Here is a 16,123-nt window from a genome sequence, read left to right on the forward strand (position 1 = left end):
CAACTAAAAGGACTGAAAATTTGTGACTGGGATCAAAATATCAAAAGTTCTCAAGGGCAAATTGCCAGAAAACCAGAGGGAGGATGTGGAAGAGCGACTCTGGGATCAATCGGGTGGGAAGTGCTTCCTCTGTGGAGAGCCGCTCAACCGGGCGAAAGATGAAATTCTCGCGGATCACGATCAGGCCGAAATTGAGGGTGGCGGCACCACCATCGAAAACCTCAATCTAGTGCACAAGGCTTGTAACTCTGCAAAACGAAACAATCCCACCATAAATGTCAAGCCGTATCTGCACCTTCAGGCATTCATTAGGAAGAACGAGGGTTCCGTAAGGTACGGCGAGTGTGTTGCACACTTTGGTATCGAGCCGAAGGCGTCTGTGGTGACCTTCATTGGATCGGAGGGTGTCAAAGTAGAGCTTCCTGACGGGACAATAACCGAGTCACCAGTTTATTCGATGGTCAATGCAGACGGGCGGTTTAGATACTGTTTCGTGCAGGTCCCACGTAACGCTTTGTTCAATGATGACGAGTGCCAGCCGCGAAACATTAAGCTTGCACAAGTCTGGGCGATCTACGTCGACCTCCAGAAGAATCCGCTACACGAGCCGCCAGGTTGTCGGCTTATTCAGGAAGGGAAAAAGTGGCGGATCGCAATGTTCGATGGTCAGCACAAAACAGTTGCGTCTTGGATGTCAGGTCAACAGAATATCGTTGTAAAGCTCTATCTTGATATCTCGTTGCACCAAACCATCCGTCTCGTAAACTCCGTCCAAGCCAAAATAAAGAAACTTCCCCTGTCTCCGTTTGAGATTGCCGCGAAACTCGCCGATGAGTGGCGTGGGCAGTTCGAGGAATACGAGGCAGAGGTCGGTTCCGAGCGAGTATCCGAGAAGGGTTTCATCGACTGGCTTAACCCCAACGACCGGAGGCGGGGCAAGCAAGCCTTCGAAGAGGCGAGGATCCAGAGAATTCTAGATAGAGAGGAATTCGCGCTTCTGCGGTTCATTAAACGTGGTGGCGTAACGTCGCCGGACGGACTGATACCGGAAGCCGCCTTTAAGTCTAAGTTGTTGAAAGAACTCGTTAGCCAAAAGCCGCTCGCGGTTGAAGGTGCGGAGGGTGAGCTGCTCCGTACGCGTGAGGCAGAAAATATTACCAAGGTACTGAATCACTTTGCCACTAGAGTGTTCGAGCCGAACGGGGAAGGTGTCCCCTTGGACGAAGCGCAGCTAGAGACCCGTCGTAGGTTCTCCTATCAAGCGAGCCTGAGGTTTGTGGGAGAAATGCTTCCCAAAGTAATTGGCAATATTTGCCATAAGGAGGCAGATACCTCATTGATGGAAGCTAGCTTTACTGAGGAGCAATGGTCCAAGGTAGCTCAGGCAATTGACACGTTGGTCGACCACCCTGTCTGGCACAAAGATTTCAAGATCGGCGAAAAGGCGAAAGCCGTAGAAGAGGCGCTCCTGAAGAATCAGGGTGCGAAGGAGGCTCTGGTCGCGGTGGGGCTGAGTTTTGGCTATATTGTGGGAGGGGAGGAGTTGTCGGGCAACTGGTACAAATAGGTCGCCTGTGTTCCCGGGTCTAGTTGTTTATTTGCGGAATAAATCGCGCAAACGGGTATTGGATGTTGTTTGATCTACGGGTTATTTTGTGGAAAGCAACTAGATGCGGCTGCTCTCTTGCCGATTCCCGGATTCCCATAAAGGTTCTATAAACGCAAAGGTCGGGCGGATTAAATCCTTTTCAGAGGCGGAATCCCCATAGCCTCTAGTTCCCTAAACTCGTTCCCTGGAATTCATGGGCTTCCTCGCACCGCTCAGCAGGATGGCCTTCTAATCAGTGAAGGGCGTTCTATACGGATTGCCTCGTCAAAAAACTCCCTGAATGTAAGTACATTGGACTCACCCTTGTAGTGTGCCTCGCTACTTTCCTTCAGTGATTCGGGCACCACAAGCTGGATCCCTGCGCTGGCCATCTCATGGATTGATGTTTTCGCCACGCGGTCGTCTACCGTCGCCAAGTACACATCACAGTTCAGTCGCTCGCTGGAGACCTGCTTCCATCGCTCACGCAATGTGGTCTTGGCTGCAAGCACAAGTGCGTCCGAGTGGCTCCTCGTTTTGCTGGAAAGGGTAAGGAGGTCCGGCATCACGAAGTCCGGACGTCGCCCGCCGGTTACTGCCTGCTCCTGGTAGAGGATATTGCCGGATTTCAGAGCTGCGGCAATGTGATGTTCGAAGGAGCGGCCCGCGCGGGTTTTTCGCTGCTGACTGGCACTGAGCAGTACAGCGTCAATTTCCGGGTACTTCCTCACCACTGTGGTTGCCAGGTCGGAGCCCCCAGACAGGATGGAGAGCAGTTCCGAAGCTCGCCGCCTGAGTTCATGACCACGATAGATGCGGTATTCGATCTCCCGGCTGATCTTCATGATTGCGTCGCCCGGCTCGGCAATTGCCCAAGGATCAAAAGACGCGAAGCCTTCGATTTGGAGCCATTGTTCGCGGGCCTGACGGGCAATGGTCGCGGGGTCGGGAATAGTTCCATATCGTGCGGCCAGATCCGCCATAGTGCCGGTCTGGATTGCTTCACGAAACTGCTCGATCAGTTGTTCAAGTTCGTCCTGATCTGCACGCTGACCACTTTTAAAGTCCTGGGCGGGGAAAATTCCGTGGTGGAAGTCCACTGGAATATCCAGCACCGTTTCAAGCAATTCGGCCTCTTCTCCCGCTGAGTCGAGAATCACTATCCACCAGCCGCATCCGGCTACGGGCCGGGAGAACCGGCCTGCCAGCAGCAATGATGCGGGAGTCAGGTCCTGGAACAGCGCCTTGGGAAGCCGGGTGAAATGGGTTTCAGATCCCTTGTTGCTGTAGTGGCGCATGTTGGACAGCGTTGATTCGCCTGTCTGCGGCCAGAGCACCTGCAACTCAGCGAAGAAGATATGCGGCTTCGCCGGATTAATTGCCTCCAGCGGCGGGAAGAATCCGGACTCCCGTATCGCAGCTGGGATGTAGAAGCCGGCTTGATGTTTTCCGGAATCGTCCGCCCACGAAGTGTCGTTGCGCGACAGCTTCTTCACGAGGAGCTGGTCACTTTCGTCTACCAGTGCTTGGATCTTCCACCAGAGCGGAGAGCCGTCCGCAGCCTCCTCGGCGATGCGGTTCGTTTCTGCGAATTCAAGCGTTCGTTGTTCCGTCATCCGAACCTCCTTTCCGAATGCGTTCTGCCAAGGCCAGGATCACCTCGGCTCTATGGGTAGGAGTGTGATCCCTCAGTTCACACTCCCACACTGTTTCAACGTGCCACCCTAGATCCTTTAGCGATTCCACTGCTCTCTGATCGCGTTCGTAGTTGGCAGTGATTTTCTCCTTCCAGAATTCGGGGCGCGATTTGGGCCATCTGAATAGATGGCAGTCATGTCGGTGCCAGAAGCATCCGTGAACAAAAACCACGGTGCGGTGCTTCGGAAGCACAATGTCCGGCCTCCCGGGGAGGCCGGCACCGCCAAGACGGTAGCGAAAGCCAAGTGCGTGCAGTCCGTGCCGGACTTCGAGTTCAATGCCTGTGTTCTTCCCCCTGATCCGCGACATCAACGCGGAGCGACGCTCCGGGCTGATGATATCTGCCATCAGGCAGCCTTGCGACGCCGTGTGGCCGCCTGCTCCTTCAGCAGGTACGGCGCCATCAGGCGGGCAACTTCTTCGATCACCGGAACTACCACTGAATTTCCGAACTGCTGGTATGCGCGGGTGTCAGAGACCGGAATACGGAAGTCCTCGTCGAAGCCCATCAACCGTGCGCACTCGCGGGGAGTCAGGCGGCGGGGATTTTTTCCTGACCCCTGACTCACAAGGATCTCCGATCCATCCTTGTAGTAGCGTGCTGACAGTGTTCGCGCCGTATCGTCCGGCGTCACCAGACCGAAGCCGAAGCCGTTGCCTTTTTCGCGATGCTTGGCAGCGTACTCCTGCAGATAGTTCCAGAGCTTGTCGGAGAGCGTGTACTTGTCGCTCGCATCTCCCGCGGGCGCGTTGGTGTATCGGCCCTCGTCGGGATCATTGCCACCCTTCCGGTGCAGGACGCTCGACATTTTTGGGCCTTTGTCGAAAGACGGCAGACACAGCTCGTCCCAGGAAAAATCCACCGGATCGCGGAAGCCCACGATGATCACCCGCTCCCGATGCTGCGGCACAAAGTGCTTGGCGTTGATCACGCGATGGAAGACCTGGTAGCCCAGTTCGTTGGACAGAACATCGACGATCGTGGAGAACGTGCGTCCCTTGTCGTGGCCCAGCAGGTTCTTCACGTTCTCAAGAAGAAAGGCTTTCGGTCGCTTCGCGTTGATGATGCGGGCCACATCAAAAAACAGTGTGCCCTGCGTCATGTCGGCGAAGCCATGAGGGCGGCCCAGCGCATTCTTTTTCGATACGCCGGCGATGGAGAATGGCTGACAGGGGAACCCGCCAAGCAGGACGTCATGGTCAGGCACGTCTTCCTCATCGACTTGGGTGATATCGCCAGCGAAGACATGGCCCGGGCCATCGTGGAAATTAGCCGCGTAGGTTTTGCGCGCATACTCATCCCATTCGCTGGTGAACACGCAGCGGCCGCCTAGCTTCTCAAACGGCGTGCGGATGCCACCGATGCCGGCGAACAGGTCGATGAAGGTGAACTTCCCAGGCTCCGAACACGGCTCCCCGAGCGGCAGAAGCCGCTGCCGGATGGCGTCGGCGATGTAAGGCTTGGGTTCCGTCTCCCGGGTTTGCCATCGGCGGACCGTCTTGGGGGTCACGCCGAGCGCGAGGCCGACCTCCCGTGGGCTGAATTGGGCCAATGCCCGGTCGAGAAGCTCGTAAACGTCCATTGATGACTCCGGGAGAGATGGGGACATTCTGTCCGTAAACGTCCCGTGGGGGAAGAGGCAAAAAAGAAGCGCCCGGCGGGCGCCTCCAAAGTCAGGGTCCGAAGCTAGCCCCGGTGGCAGGACGGAGAGCAATGCACGCAGCCGTCCGCGGTTGGGTACAGCACCCGCGCGGCGGCAACGGCGGTGCTGCAGGTGTAGTGATCGCCAAGATCGGTAGTGCTTTCAGCCAGTTGCAGCCAGTAGCAACCTGTGGCGTGGACCTCATGATCGCCGCTCTCGGGTTGCGGACGATTGTTGACGTAATACCGCGGCATAGCCAAACCTCCTATTCAGTTGGTCGGAGACACGGTTGTCATGCTGCCGCGTGCGTATCTCACAGATAGAGACAGGCAGGTGCGGGCGGATGCGGGAGGATTCCCAGCGCGTTGCTCAGGAAGGACCGCTCCGGATTCGGTCGGGGGACCTTTATCGACAGGCCTCCATGACCTGGACCCAGCCGTTCTCGACCCGCCGGAAGCGCTTGCCGCCGACGCAGCGTTCACCGGGCGCCAGCGGTCGCATGGCCGGACGGGCCGGCGCAGCCCTTGTGCTGGTCCGCCGAGGCGCGGGTGGCGGGGCGGCTATTTCGCTCCGGACCTCCTTTTCAAACTCGTCCAACGCCACGCCAAGCGCCTTGATCCCAGTGTAAATTTCCCAACGGACGTAGAGGCCGGTCACGATGCTGTGCGCCATCATGGCGGCGAACACGCCCAAGGCAATTCGCCACCAGAGGCCGGCATAGGGGTGCTCGCTGACCGGCCGCGTGCTTCCTGGCCGTGGCCGGCGAAATTCGACTTCGCTCAGGTCGATCGAGCCGAGCGTGGGCTCATCGCGCTGCGTGCTCATGCCAGATCCCCGGATGCCGCCGCTTCGCTGTTCGCTGCGTCCATCGTGCTTGTCCCCCATTCCCTTTTCGGAGCATAGCCCAGCTGGCAGGCTCGGGAGCGGTCAACCGATCCCGGGATTTGAGACCTCAGCCCTGTAGAGTCACTTCGGCCCAAGAGGGCTCGGTGCCGCTTCGGCGACCGATCAGGGAGCGCAATGCTCCATTCAACAGGGGGTTGAAATGAAAAGGTTACTGATTGCTTTCGTGCTGGTGTCGTGTGCGTTGATGGTGGGGTGTGCAGCGACGGTCAAGCGGCCCAATGCGCCCGCCGACGCACTCGCGATTCCCGCTTCCGCAACATCAACCATCTACCTGCTGGTGAAGTCCGACCAGGGGCACGACCAGTCCGAAGATTGGGAGTTGTTCCGCGCCGAATGGCGCACAGCGATGGCGAGGGTTGCATCAGCGGCGGGGCGGAACTTTGTCCATCTTGATGCGATGCCTGCCGTCTTCGACGAGCCGGGCACGTTCGTCACGGTGGACGTGAATGACTACCGCTACCTCTCCGCCGGTGCGCGCTACGGCTTCGGGGTGATGACGGGGAACGCCTATATCGACGCCGACGCGGAGTTCTTCGTGGTGCCGGAGATGCAGAAGGCTGGCTCGCGGAAGTACGCCACGTCGTCCACCGCCTGGCAGGGCGTCTTCTCTGCCATGACGTCGAAGCAGGTGGAAGCGATCACAGAGCAGATGTTGAAGGACATCGACTCGCGCTGAGGGGTGGCCTGAACAGGGTGCTGGGTCCCTGCTGTCGCAGGGGCCCAGCGGAGCATCAGCGGCGCTTCTGCTCCCTGGGCCGTAGGCGCTCTTCCAAATCTCAACGCTGAAGGCGCGCGTCCGGGTGATAAACCAGCTCGGCCGGGCGCCCGTGTCGCAGCAGGACGGCGGCGTGCTGTTCGTAATCGCGGAGGAGCTGGAGTTCCTGCCCGGGCGTTGTGCCGATGAGCAGCAGGCTGGCTTCCGGCGCCCATTCCCCGGTTGGGTCGCGTCCTTCGGCAGGGAGTGCGGGAAGGCCGAGGGACTGCACCGCGTTCTCCAGCATGCCGTGGCGCAACTGGTTCGCGGTTTCGCTGCCCGCCTCGCTGAAGGGATTGCAGGCCGACAGGAGCAGCGCCCGGCGGGCGTGGTGCGCGTCCAGCAGGGCGTCGGCCGCCGGGGAGTGCTCGCCGATATGGATGTCCAGGCCTGATCCAGCCGCCACGCTGTAGCGGGTGGCGCGGTAGGCCTGCTGCAAGGCGGATGACAGTGCGGGCGGATGGCGGTTGGCGATGCCCGGGAGCCGCAGGCGCGCGATCTCCAGCCGCGCCAAAGTTTGCTGGTCGGGCACGCCGATTCCTTCCGGTTTGCGTGCGGTATACAGGGTGACGTGCGGTGGGACCGCTGGCAGGTCGGCCGACATCGCGAGGGACACCGCCTGCCGGAACGCGTTCAAGGAAGGCAGGTCCACGTCCTCGATGAGGGAGAACGCGTCGGGCGTGCCTGGCTTGCGCAGGACTCGTGCATCACCGGTGCGGTGGAGGATCCACTCCTGGTCCTGGAAGAGGCGCCGCACGCCGGCATCGCCAAGTGCATCGCGCGCCGCGCTTCCGCAGGCCCGGTTCAGCACCGTGACGTGGCATTCGTCCTTGCGCTCCAGGGTGGGGCCTTGCCAGGCGAGCGAGGGCGGGAGGCCAGTGAGGAACTTCCCGACGGGGAGCGGCAGCAGCAGGCCGCCATCCGGGCGGAAGCCGGGCCAGGTGACGGTGATGGATGGGCGGGGCATGCCCTTGATCATGCCTCAGCGGCCGGTGTCCGGCCTTAGAGGGGCTAGGAGCTTCTTTCGGCCGCCGCTGCGGCTCGCGTTCCAGTGTCATGGTTCAGGTTGGCAGGCGCTACCGCCAGCCGGAGTCCAAATGCGGTGAGGATCGCCGTCAGCGTGTCGAGGCGCGGATTGCCCTTCTCGGAAAGCGTGCGATAGAGGGTTTCCCGGCTCAGGCCGGTGCGTGCCGCCAAGGCGGTCATTCCGCCCATCGCTTCGGCAACGGTACGCAGGGCGACGGGTACCGCCCGCATGTCGCCGTCTTCCAGGACGGATTCAAGATAGGCGGCGATGTCGGTTTCGTCGCGCAGGTACGCGCTTGCCTTGAACGCCCTGCTCGCTTCGACGGGCTTTGTAGTCTTGCCAGTACTCATATGCGGTCTCGATGTCTCGTTGCTGGGTTCGCTTGTCGCCACCGCACAGCAGTAGCACCCGGTATCAATCGCGCTCCAGCCGCGCGAGGATTTCCGCGGCATGGAATACGCGGTTCCTGCGTCGCTTCGGTTCGGTCAGGATCTTCCTTTCGACAAGCTGGTTGATGGCCCGGCTGGCGGCCACGAACGAGATGCCATGGGCATTGGCCACCTGGTTCACCGTGACGACTGGATGCCCCAACAGGTACGCCGGCAAGCGGTGTGCCGTGGCATCTGACCTCAGCCCTGCCAGCCGACCGGCCCATTCGTCGCGGATGCGCTCCAGGTCGTTGGCCAGCGCGACCGCGCTGTCGCAGGACTCGATTACGGCGCGTCCGAGCATCCTGACCCAGGGGCTCCAATCCCAGCGCAGCTGGATGTCCGCCAAGGCATCGTAGTAGGCGCGCCGGTGACGCAGCAGGGTGCCGGACAGGTACACCGGCGGGTAGCCTTCTGCGGCGAGGATGATTGGCATGAGCAGGCGTCCGACGCGGCCGTTGCCGTCCACGAAGGGGTGGATGGTTTCGAACTGGGCGTGGGCAATGGCGATTTGGGCCACCGGCGAGAGCGTCCACTGTTCATCCTCCCGCGGCGCGTATTGGAGCATTGACGCTTCCAGCTCCTCCATGCACGCGGCGACCCTTGAGGGTGGCGCAGGTACGAACGTGGCGTCCTCGATCCGCCCGCTGCCGATCCAGGCCTGGACGTCCCGGAACCGGCCAGGGCGCATTGCGGCGGGCGCGCCCTGCATCAATGTGCGATGCATCGCCCGCACCAGGTCCAGGTCCAGTGCGCGGCGGGAGTCGGCCGCACGGACAGCCGACAGTCCGACCTCCAGCGCCTGCACATAGCGTTCGGTGACGGCGGCGTCGTCCGGCAAGCCATCCGCCGAGTGCGTGGCTTCGTATTCGAACAGTTCGGGGAGCCGGGTCCGCGTACCTTCGATCTGTGAACTCTGCACCGCTTCGCGGCGCGCGAGGGTGCGGGTGATCATGTCCAGGTTGGGCAGATGGCGCGCGGTGGCCTTCAGGCGCTCCAGCGCCAGCATCGCATCGGAAAGCTCGCGCCCGACAGCCGCACCGTCAGGTAGTCCGCGCGGGGCAGGCGGGGCAACCAGCGCGTGGCAGTGCGGATATTCGTCGCACCTGACCAGATGGGGGTGGAGCTTCCGGGCGACGTCGGATCTGCGCATGGGGGTTTCGCAGGGTTGAACAAGAGAGGGGTTTATTTAACTCTATTCGGATAGAGTTAAACAACAGCCTGCGTTATTCAACCTTGCGGCGTGACCACCCTTGCCACCCGGCCATGCAATTTCCTGCTCTGAGACCATCGCGCGGGTGGGTGGCCCGATCACGCGGCCACAATGGCCGGGGCCGCATCCTGTAACGCCCCACGCGGCCGGGCGCCGCGCAACGCCACAGGAGATCCCATGGCCAAGACGCTTGAAAACAGGACCTTCGCCATCCTCGCCACCGACGGCGTGGAGCAAGTGGAGCTGACCGAGCCGCGCAAGGCGGTGGAAGAGGCCGGCGCGACCGTGCGGCTGCTGTCGATCAAGGAGGGCGAGATCCAGGGCATGCACCACGACAAGCCCGGCGACAAGCTCAAGGTGGACGGGCTGGTGGCCGAGGCCAGCGTCGACGAGTACCACGCCCTGATCCTGCCCGGCGGCGTGCAGAACCCCGACACCCTGCGCATGGACGCAAAGGCGGTGGCCTTCGTGCGCGACTTCGTCAACAGCGGCAAGCCGGTGGGCGTGATCTGCCACGGCCCGTGGGTACTGATTGAGGCCGACGTGGTGCGCGGCCGCCGCATGACCTCCTGGCCCAGCGTGCGCACCGACCTGCGCAATGCCGGCGCCGAGGTGGTGGACGAGGAGGTGGTGACCGACAACGGCCTGGTCTCCAGCCGCAAGCCCGACGACCTGCCGGCGTTCTGCCGCAAGATCGTGGAGGAATTCGCGGAAGGGCGGCATCAGCCGGAAGGCTGAGCCCGCTACACTTTCCGCCATGGGCATTCCGTCATGAGCAGCCCCGACCGCGCCAGGCTCGACCGTATTGTTGCCGAAGCCCGGCGCAGTTCCGACGAGCGCGCCAAGGGTTACCGCGAGCGGGCGCTGAAGATGTACCCGTGGGTCTGCGGCCGCTGCGCGCGTGAGTTCACCCGCGCCAACCTGCAGGAACTGACGGTCCACCATCGCAACCACAACCACGACGACAACCCGGCCGACGGCAGCAACTGGGAACTGCTGTGCGTGTATTGCCACGACAACGAGCACACCCGCCAGGGCGATTACACCGGGGTCAGCGCGCTGGAAGCGGAAGACAAAATTGCTTCGGCCAAATCCAGCCCGTTCGCCGGCCTGCAATCGCTGCTCAAGCGCGAGGAGCCTTGAGCAATGAGGACCCTCGTTCCCATCCTCGATTTCGCCAACGCCAGCTTCCTGGAAGGGCGCAATACCACGGTACGCCGTGGAACGCGCTGGTACGGCTCACCCGCGGCCCGCGTCTACTGTCCGTGCTGGGCCGTCAGCCCGACCACGTCGCTCCACAGCGGCACCAGGGTGTCCATGTGCCTGCGCAGGACGGCGGCCGATTCGGGCGGCAGGGTGTCGAAGGGGTCGCCCTCCAGCTTCTCTTTCCATTCGGGGGCCAGCTCCAGGTTGATCGAGCGCGGCGGTCCGATCTCGCCCTTGAAGTTGAGGGTGGTGAACACCGGGTCCACCATGCGATCCACCATCCTGTATTCCTCGATGGTCATGCCTGCCGCTTCCAGCACTTCTTCGGATTCCCCATCGCTGCCATGGACACTCATGGAGACCCCGTAATGGGTGCCACGGCCGGGGCGGCGGATGATCTCGGCCTGTTTCCCGAGCGCGCGGGCGTAGGCCTCCAGGTTGGCGTCGGTGAGGACGGCGGGCTGCGTGTCGTCTCCGGCGCTGGCGCCGGTGGCGGGCCGGCTTTCGGCCGTGGCAGGGCGCTCGGCATCATCCGCCGGGGTGCATCCCCCGGCCAGCGCAAGCGTCAGCAGGGCCGCCAGGCCCGCGGTCATGGATCGGTGCATGTCGGTTTCTCCCGGGAATGAGCGGCGAACATGGCGCGATCGCCATCTTTGGAATCAACGCGAAACCTCGAACAGCGCTGACACCCGCTCGGTGAAGTCGATCCTCGTTCAATCGGCCGGGACCTGGGCCCTTGACGCATTGCGTTATATAACGGACGTCGATTACCACGGAGCCCTGAAAGCGTTCCGATGAAGAAGACCCTGCCAAACAGCGATCCCGGCGACGTGCTGAAGCACGGGTTCCTCGACCCGCCGGGTCCATCGGCGCCGGTACTGCTGCTGCTCTATACGATCCTTGGCCTCGCGCCGCTGCTGATTGCCGTGCTGCAGGGCCGCGCGGGCGGTGGTTTCTGGTGGGCGCTTTCATCCGGCCTGGCGATGATCGGCTTCGCGATGCTGCTGGCGCAGTTCCTGCTGTCCGGCCGCTTCCGGCGGGTCTCGGGGCGGGTCGGCATCGACGTGACGATGCGCTTCCACCAGCTCGCGGCGTGGGCTGCGCTCGCCTTCCTGCTGGTCCATCCCGCCCTCTATGCGCTGTCCGCCCTGGGTGATGGCCCCGGCGCCGCGCTGGCGCGCCTGTCGGGGATGTTCTCCTCGCCCGGGCTGCGGTCCGGGGTGGTCGCGTGGTGGGTGCTGGTCCTGCTGATGGCGATGGCGGCGTGGCGCGACCGGCTGCCGCTACGCTACGAGGCCTGGCGCCTGTCCCACGGGGTCGGCGCCGCATTGATCGCCGTGCTTGGCGCGCATCACACGCTGGGCGTGGGCAGCCATGCGGCCGACCCGGTGCTGGCCGGGTTCTGGCTGGTATTGGCCGCGATCGCGCTGGCTTCGCTGGCGTACGTGTATCTGGTCAAGCCGTTGCTGAAGCGGCGTGCGCCGTGGCGGGTGACGGGCAACGAACAGGTGGCCGAGCAGATGTGGCGGGTGACGGTCGAGCCCGTGGACGGCCGCGGGCCAGACTTCCACGCCGGCCAGTTCGCCTGGCTCAACCTGGGGCATTCGCCCTTCAGCCTGGTGGAGCACCCGTTCTCGATCTCGTCGGCGCCCGGGGACCGGCCCCGGGTCGAGTTCACGATCAAGCAGGGCGGCGACTTCACCGACCGCATCGGCGAGGTGCCCATCGGCACCATCGCCTGGCTGGACGGGCCGCACGGTGCCTTCACGCTGGCCGGTCGCGATGCGACGCGGCTGGTGCTGATCGGGGGCGGGGTGGGCTTCGCGCCGGTCATCGGCATCCTGCGCTGGCTGCGGGCGCAACGCTGGCCGCACCCGGTCGATGTGATCTACGGCAACCGCGTGGCCGGCCAGATCCTTTACCGCGACGAGCTGGAGGCGATCGCCGACGCGCTCGACATGCGCCTGCACCTGGTCCTGTCGGAGCCGCCGGCCGGCTGGACCGGCGGTACAGGCGTGCTGGACCGCGAGGTGATCCAGGCCTGCCTGCTCGCGCGCGACGGTCGCCTGCATACGGAGGCGCTCCACTTCGTCTGCGGCCCGCTGCCGATGATGGACGCGGTGGAGACTGCGCTTTCGGACCTGGGCGTGCCCGATCGCAACATCGTCTCGGAGCGCTTCACCTACAGCTGAGAGGGAGGACTGCATGCGCCATCAAAGGCTCGCCCATGCAACGCTGGCCATCGCCGCGGTGTTCGTCGTGGCCGCCATCGCGTTCGCGGGTGCCGGGGTTTTCTTCACCGCTGAAAGCCCAGCGGTGGCCGGGGACCCGGGGCCGGCCCTGGCCGGGGAGGGCGCCGTGCATTTCGAACAGCGCTGCGGGCGCTGCCACGACCTCGGGGACCTCGCCGCCTGGGCGCGGGCGCATCCAGATCCGGCGGCGCGCGGCCAGTGGCTCGACACGGTCCTGCACGCGCATTTCCCACCCCCGGAGCAGGAACGTGCCGCGATCATCGGGCACATCCAGCGGACCATCGAGGATGCCGGGGACTGACGTTCTCCCGATGGCGGCGACCTTCCGCCGCGCCGGTCACCGTCAACGCCGGGGTGGCCGATGAGGGCGGGACCGTTCGTCGCCATCACCCGCGCCCGGTGAACGCGTCCATCGACGAGTACACGCCGAACACGCGCCCGGCCACCCAGTCCCACAGCGGCAGCGGCAGCAGTCCGCCCAGGGCACGGCTCAGGGCGACGGTCCAGGGCAGCGTCAGCCGCGGCTTGCCGGCCTTCATCGCGGCCCAGGCCCTGTCGACGACGTAGGCGGGCTTGAGGATCGGGGTGAGCAGCGGCGCCCGCGCGCCGGCGAACATGCCGGTGTCGATGTAGCTGGGGATCAGGGTGGTGACGCGCACGTGCCGGTGGCCGGCGCGCTCCAGTTCCAGCCGCAGGGAATCGCTCCAGCCGATCACCGCCCATTTCGATGCGGTGTAGACGCTCATCCTCGGCACCGAGAGCTGACCGGATGCGGAGGCCACGTTTAGGATGCGGGCGTCGCGTCCGGAGGCGATCATCGCCGGCAGGAAGGCGCGGGCGACGTGCATCGGGCCCAGCGTGTTGACGCGGATGACGAACTCGGTGTCCGCCAGCGGGTCGTGCTCCCAGAACGGCTTGCTGCGGACCACGCCGGCGTTGTTGATGACGATGTCCGGGTCGCCGGCTTCGGCGCGCACCCGCGCGGCGGCCGCGTCAACGGCCTCGGGCGAGGAGACATCGACGACGTGGGCAATGACCCTGGCGCCGTGCGCCGACAGTTCCGCGCGGGTGGCTTCCAGCGCGTCCGCGTCCAGGTCCCAAAGCACCACCGCGGCGGCGCGCTCGGCCACCGCGTGCCGTGCGTACAGCCGGCCCATGCCGATGGCGGCGCCGGTGATGAGGACGATCTTGCCTTCGATACTTTGCATGCGGGTTTTCCGGGGTGGGCCGTGACGCACGATACCGGAGGTGTCGGGGTGCGAGGGAGCGTAGCGCTATCCTCGCTACACGAGACCCAGGCAGGAGACGACGGAATGGCGCGCAAGGACTTCGACACGGCCGGGGAGGGACCATGGAGCGGGTCGGTCGAGGGTCTCGTGCTCGGCATCGCGCTGCTGATTCTGGCAAGCGCCTGTGGTACGTCGGGTGCCTCTGGCGCCCGCTACGACGTCGAATGGTTCGATACCACCGAAGCGGCGCCAGCGACGCGTGCTGCCCTCGAACAGGAGCTCTCCCAGCCCTGGCCCGATGCCGTTGACGTCCAGCCGGCGGCTACGGACGCGGACCGCATGCCCACCACGCTCGAATCCTGCAACGACTATCTGGCTTTGGCGGATTCGCGGGTGCGTCCCATCGAAAGCGGGAACACATTTGCGATCTTCCAGGGGCGGGCCGTGTACTGCCAGGCCGTGACGCTGACCTTGGCCGCGCAGCCGGCCGCGATCTCGTACCTGCGTCCGTTCGCGTTCGATGAGGGCCTGCCGGATCGCCTTCCGTGGCAGGTGGCCATGATCGTGTCGAGCTCCGAAGCGCAGCGGATTGCGGATGAGCGTCCCGATGCCACGTGGAGGCAGGCGCTCTTTGGTCCGCTGACCGAATTTTCGTCCTGCGGCACGCACTGTGGGAGGTATGCCGATCCTGGCGCAGAGCAGTGGATGCGGCTGTTGGCGCGGGGTGACTTCGATGGCGACGGCATCGAGGACATGCTGCTCAGCTCGTCCGATGCCGCCATTGGTGGCAGCTACCGTGCCACACGCATGTTCGTGCTGACGCGCCGACAGCCCGACGGCAAGGTCGAGCTGATCCGGGAGCTGGACTATTGAGGTCCTCTGGAATCCGGGGCAGTTGGCGCATGGAGCCACCATGGTCCAACATGCGACTCATGGCGCGACTGCTCGACCATCAGGGAGGCACGCACTTGAGAGCGGCAATGGCAACGGCGGCCGCGGCAGTTCTTGCCCTGGCCTCGTGCACGTACGGGGAACCAAAAAGGGCACTTGAACTTGAACATGCCGTCGCCGACGACGGCTCGAAGTTGGCGATCGCAGCGGAGCGCTATGTGTGGCAGAGGCCCACCGGGATTGCGGCGTTTCCGACTGGGGGTTTGATAAAGGTCACCGACCAGGCCGTGGATGTGTATGTCGTGGACCTGGCATCGAAGAAGATCCTGTACAGGCATGCCATCGACACGCCCGGGAGGGGGAGCATGCATTCGTTCAGTGCTTGGGTGCTGGGGTGGCAGGGGAACGATGTCTACGTGAAAATGCACGGTTGCCTGCCGGGCTTCTGGACGAGCTACAAGGGATGCTACGGGGAGCGGGAGCAAGGGTTCGTCTACAGGGTTTCCAGGGATGGCGTGGAGCCTGCCGGCGAGCCGGTGCCACCACTCCGTCGACACCGGTACCTGGGCGGTGCCACGGGACGTGATGCCCGGCCCAATGAGCGCGCGTATTTTTCGCTGGGGGACGGCGTGTGGATCCACCACGGCAGCCGGGGGCCGCGCGAGCAATTGCTCAGGGTGAATGGGCAGGATCTGGAAGAAGTCCTGGACTGAGCCCTCTCGGAATCGCTCACTCACCCCCGGCAGGTAGCGGCAGGTGCCCACGGGCATCTTCGCCAGCGGTACCCGGTCAGGCATCAGCGGCGAGGCGGGTCCCGTGGGTGCGGATCGGGGTCGCGGATGGGAGGCTCGTCGGGAGCTTCGCCCGGAACCGGGTCGCGGATTGGTGGAATCGTCGGGTCGGCCGGTTGATCGGGTATCGGGTCAACCGGCTGGTCGGGTATGGGGTCTTTGCCCGGGTTGGGCACCTGGCCCGGGATCCCATCCGGTGAGGTGGGCGGCGGCGAATGCGCGGTCTGGCTATGCAACTTGTTCAAGGCGCCGTCAGGCACCTGTACCCAGTTGGCCTTGGAGCCGAGCAGCATGTGCACGCGCTCCGGCGGCGTCGGAAGCAACGTGTCGATGGCCGAGGCGTGCGGATGTACCAGGTCCCACGTCTACTGGTAATCCCCCCACAGGTTAGCTGACGCCAGAAGTGGAATTTTCTCGTACCCTTTCCCGAGGAGGTTCCATGAAGAAGTCCCGTTTCACCGACAGCCAGATCATCGCCGTGCTCAAGCAGGCCCAGG

At 63.7% G+C, this 16,123-nt stretch carries 18 protein-coding genes; 8 read left to right on the forward strand and 10 right to left on the reverse strand.

The window, feature by feature from the left end; genetic code table 11:
* Positions 1–22: 22 nt before the first annotated feature.
* Entirely contained in the window at positions 23–1,567 is a 1,545-nt protein-coding gene (locus ACOZ90_RS13165; RefSeq protein ID WP_422894096.1) for an HNH endonuclease, read from the forward strand.
* A 254-nt stretch (positions 1,568–1,821) separates the two neighbouring features.
* Here ACOZ90_RS13165 and ACOZ90_RS13170 read toward each other — a convergent pair whose 3' ends face one another.
* The 4 genes from ACOZ90_RS13170 to ACOZ90_RS13185 form a co-directional block, all read right to left on the reverse strand.
* A complete protein-coding gene (locus ACOZ90_RS13170; protein WP_422894097.1) occupies positions 1,822–3,204 on the reverse strand; it encodes a type II restriction endonuclease in 1,383 nt (460 codons plus the stop codon).
* A complete protein-coding gene (locus tag ACOZ90_RS13175) occupies positions 3,182–3,634 on the reverse strand; it encodes a very short patch repair endonuclease (RefSeq protein WP_422894098.1) in 453 nt (150 codons plus the stop codon). The genes ACOZ90_RS13170 and ACOZ90_RS13175 overlap by 23 nt, the downstream gene beginning before the upstream one ends.
* Complete coding sequence (dcm, locus tag ACOZ90_RS13180) at positions 3,634–4,869, reverse strand: DNA (cytosine-5-)-methyltransferase (protein WP_422894099.1); 1,236 nt, start codon at positions 4,867–4,869, stop codon at positions 3,634–3,636. The genes ACOZ90_RS13175 and dcm overlap by 1 nt, the downstream gene beginning before the upstream one ends.
* A gap of 465 nt (positions 4,870–5,334) precedes the next feature.
* Positions 5,335–5,754 (reverse strand): hypothetical protein, encoded by a 420-nt coding sequence (locus ACOZ90_RS13185; protein ID WP_422894100.1) that lies wholly within the window; start codon positions 5,752–5,754, stop codon positions 5,335–5,337.
* 220 nt (positions 5,755–5,974) lie between these two features.
* On the opposite strand from ACOZ90_RS13185, the gene ACOZ90_RS13190 reads away from it, so the two are divergent.
* Positions 5,975–6,511, forward strand: coding sequence for a hypothetical protein (locus ACOZ90_RS13190; RefSeq protein ID WP_422894101.1), 537 nt, complete (start codon positions 5,975–5,977; stop codon positions 6,509–6,511).
* 100 nt (positions 6,512–6,611) lie between these two features.
* Here ACOZ90_RS13190 and ACOZ90_RS13195 read toward each other — a convergent pair whose 3' ends face one another.
* From ACOZ90_RS13195 to ACOZ90_RS13205, 3 genes are all read right to left on the reverse strand, one after another.
* Positions 6,612–7,568 carry a DUF3293 domain-containing protein gene (locus ACOZ90_RS13195; protein WP_422894102.1) on the reverse strand — a complete coding sequence of 319 codons (957 nt, stop codon included), beginning with the start codon at positions 7,566–7,568 and terminating at the stop codon, positions 6,612–6,614.
* A gap of 32 nt (positions 7,569–7,600) precedes the next feature.
* Entirely contained in the window at positions 7,601–7,966 is a 366-nt protein-coding gene (locus ACOZ90_RS13200) for an addiction module antidote protein (protein WP_422894103.1), read from the reverse strand.
* Positions 7,967–8,030: 64 nt separating this feature from the next.
* The gene (locus tag ACOZ90_RS13205; RefSeq protein WP_422894104.1) at positions 8,031–9,197 is read right to left on the reverse strand and encodes a Fic family protein; all 1,167 of its coding nucleotides are present in this window, start codon (positions 9,195–9,197) and stop codon (positions 8,031–8,033) included.
* A 237-nt stretch (positions 9,198–9,434) separates the two neighbouring features.
* Here ACOZ90_RS13205 and ACOZ90_RS13210 point away from each other — a divergent pair, with 237 nt between their 5' ends.
* Positions 9,435–9,995 carry a type 1 glutamine amidotransferase domain-containing protein gene (locus ACOZ90_RS13210; RefSeq protein ID WP_422894105.1) on the forward strand — a complete coding sequence of 187 codons (561 nt, stop codon included), beginning with the start codon at positions 9,435–9,437 and terminating at the stop codon, positions 9,993–9,995.
* A 33-nt stretch (positions 9,996–10,028) separates the two neighbouring features.
* Positions 10,029–10,400 carry a YajD family HNH nuclease gene (locus ACOZ90_RS13215; protein ID WP_422894106.1) on the forward strand — a complete coding sequence of 124 codons (372 nt, stop codon included), beginning with the start codon at positions 10,029–10,031 and terminating at the stop codon, positions 10,398–10,400.
* A gap of 113 nt (positions 10,401–10,513) precedes the next feature.
* Here ACOZ90_RS13215 and ACOZ90_RS13220 read toward each other — a convergent pair whose 3' ends face one another.
* Positions 10,514–11,068: a hypothetical protein gene (locus ACOZ90_RS13220; RefSeq protein WP_422894107.1), complete on the reverse strand. Its 555-nt coding sequence runs from the start codon at positions 11,066–11,068 to the stop codon at positions 10,514–10,516.
* Positions 11,069–11,257: 189 nt separating this feature from the next.
* On the opposite strand from ACOZ90_RS13220, the gene ACOZ90_RS13225 reads away from it, so the two are divergent.
* Together ACOZ90_RS13225 and ACOZ90_RS13230 are read left to right on the forward strand one after the other, a co-directional pair.
* Entirely contained in the window at positions 11,258–12,655 is a 1,398-nt protein-coding gene (locus ACOZ90_RS13225) for a ferredoxin reductase family protein (protein WP_422894108.1), read from the forward strand.
* A 13-nt stretch (positions 12,656–12,668) separates the two neighbouring features.
* Positions 12,669–13,016 (forward strand): hypothetical protein, encoded by a 348-nt coding sequence (locus tag ACOZ90_RS13230; RefSeq protein ID WP_422894109.1) that lies wholly within the window; start codon positions 12,669–12,671, stop codon positions 13,014–13,016.
* A gap of 85 nt (positions 13,017–13,101) precedes the next feature.
* Here the strand turns inward: ACOZ90_RS13230 and ACOZ90_RS13235 are convergent, their stop codons facing one another.
* Positions 13,102–13,923 (reverse strand): SDR family NAD(P)-dependent oxidoreductase, encoded by an 822-nt coding sequence (locus ACOZ90_RS13235; protein ID WP_422894110.1) that lies wholly within the window; start codon positions 13,921–13,923, stop codon positions 13,102–13,104.
* A gap of 105 nt (positions 13,924–14,028) precedes the next feature.
* Between ACOZ90_RS13235 and ACOZ90_RS13240 the strand changes: the two genes are divergently transcribed.
* Together ACOZ90_RS13240 and ACOZ90_RS13245 are read left to right on the forward strand one after the other, a co-directional pair.
* Positions 14,029–14,817, forward strand: a complete 789-nt coding sequence (locus ACOZ90_RS13240; RefSeq protein ID WP_422894111.1) for a hypothetical protein — start codon at positions 14,029–14,031, stop codon at positions 14,815–14,817.
* 59 nt (positions 14,818–14,876) lie between these two features.
* Positions 14,877–15,548 (forward strand): hypothetical protein, encoded by a 672-nt coding sequence (locus ACOZ90_RS13245; protein WP_422894112.1) that lies wholly within the window; start codon positions 14,877–14,879, stop codon positions 15,546–15,548.
* 83 nt (positions 15,549–15,631) lie between these two features.
* Here the strand turns inward: ACOZ90_RS13245 and ACOZ90_RS13250 are convergent, their stop codons facing one another.
* Positions 15,632–15,919 (reverse strand): hypothetical protein, encoded by a 288-nt coding sequence (locus ACOZ90_RS13250; RefSeq protein WP_422894113.1) that lies wholly within the window; start codon positions 15,917–15,919, stop codon positions 15,632–15,634.
* Between the last annotated feature and the right edge of the window lie 204 nt (positions 15,920–16,123).

Origin of the sequence: Luteimonas dalianensis, assembly GCF_049339425.1 — a bacterium.
GTDB classification, from domain to species: domain Bacteria; phylum Pseudomonadota; class Gammaproteobacteria; order Xanthomonadales; family Xanthomonadaceae; genus Luteimonas; species Luteimonas dalianensis.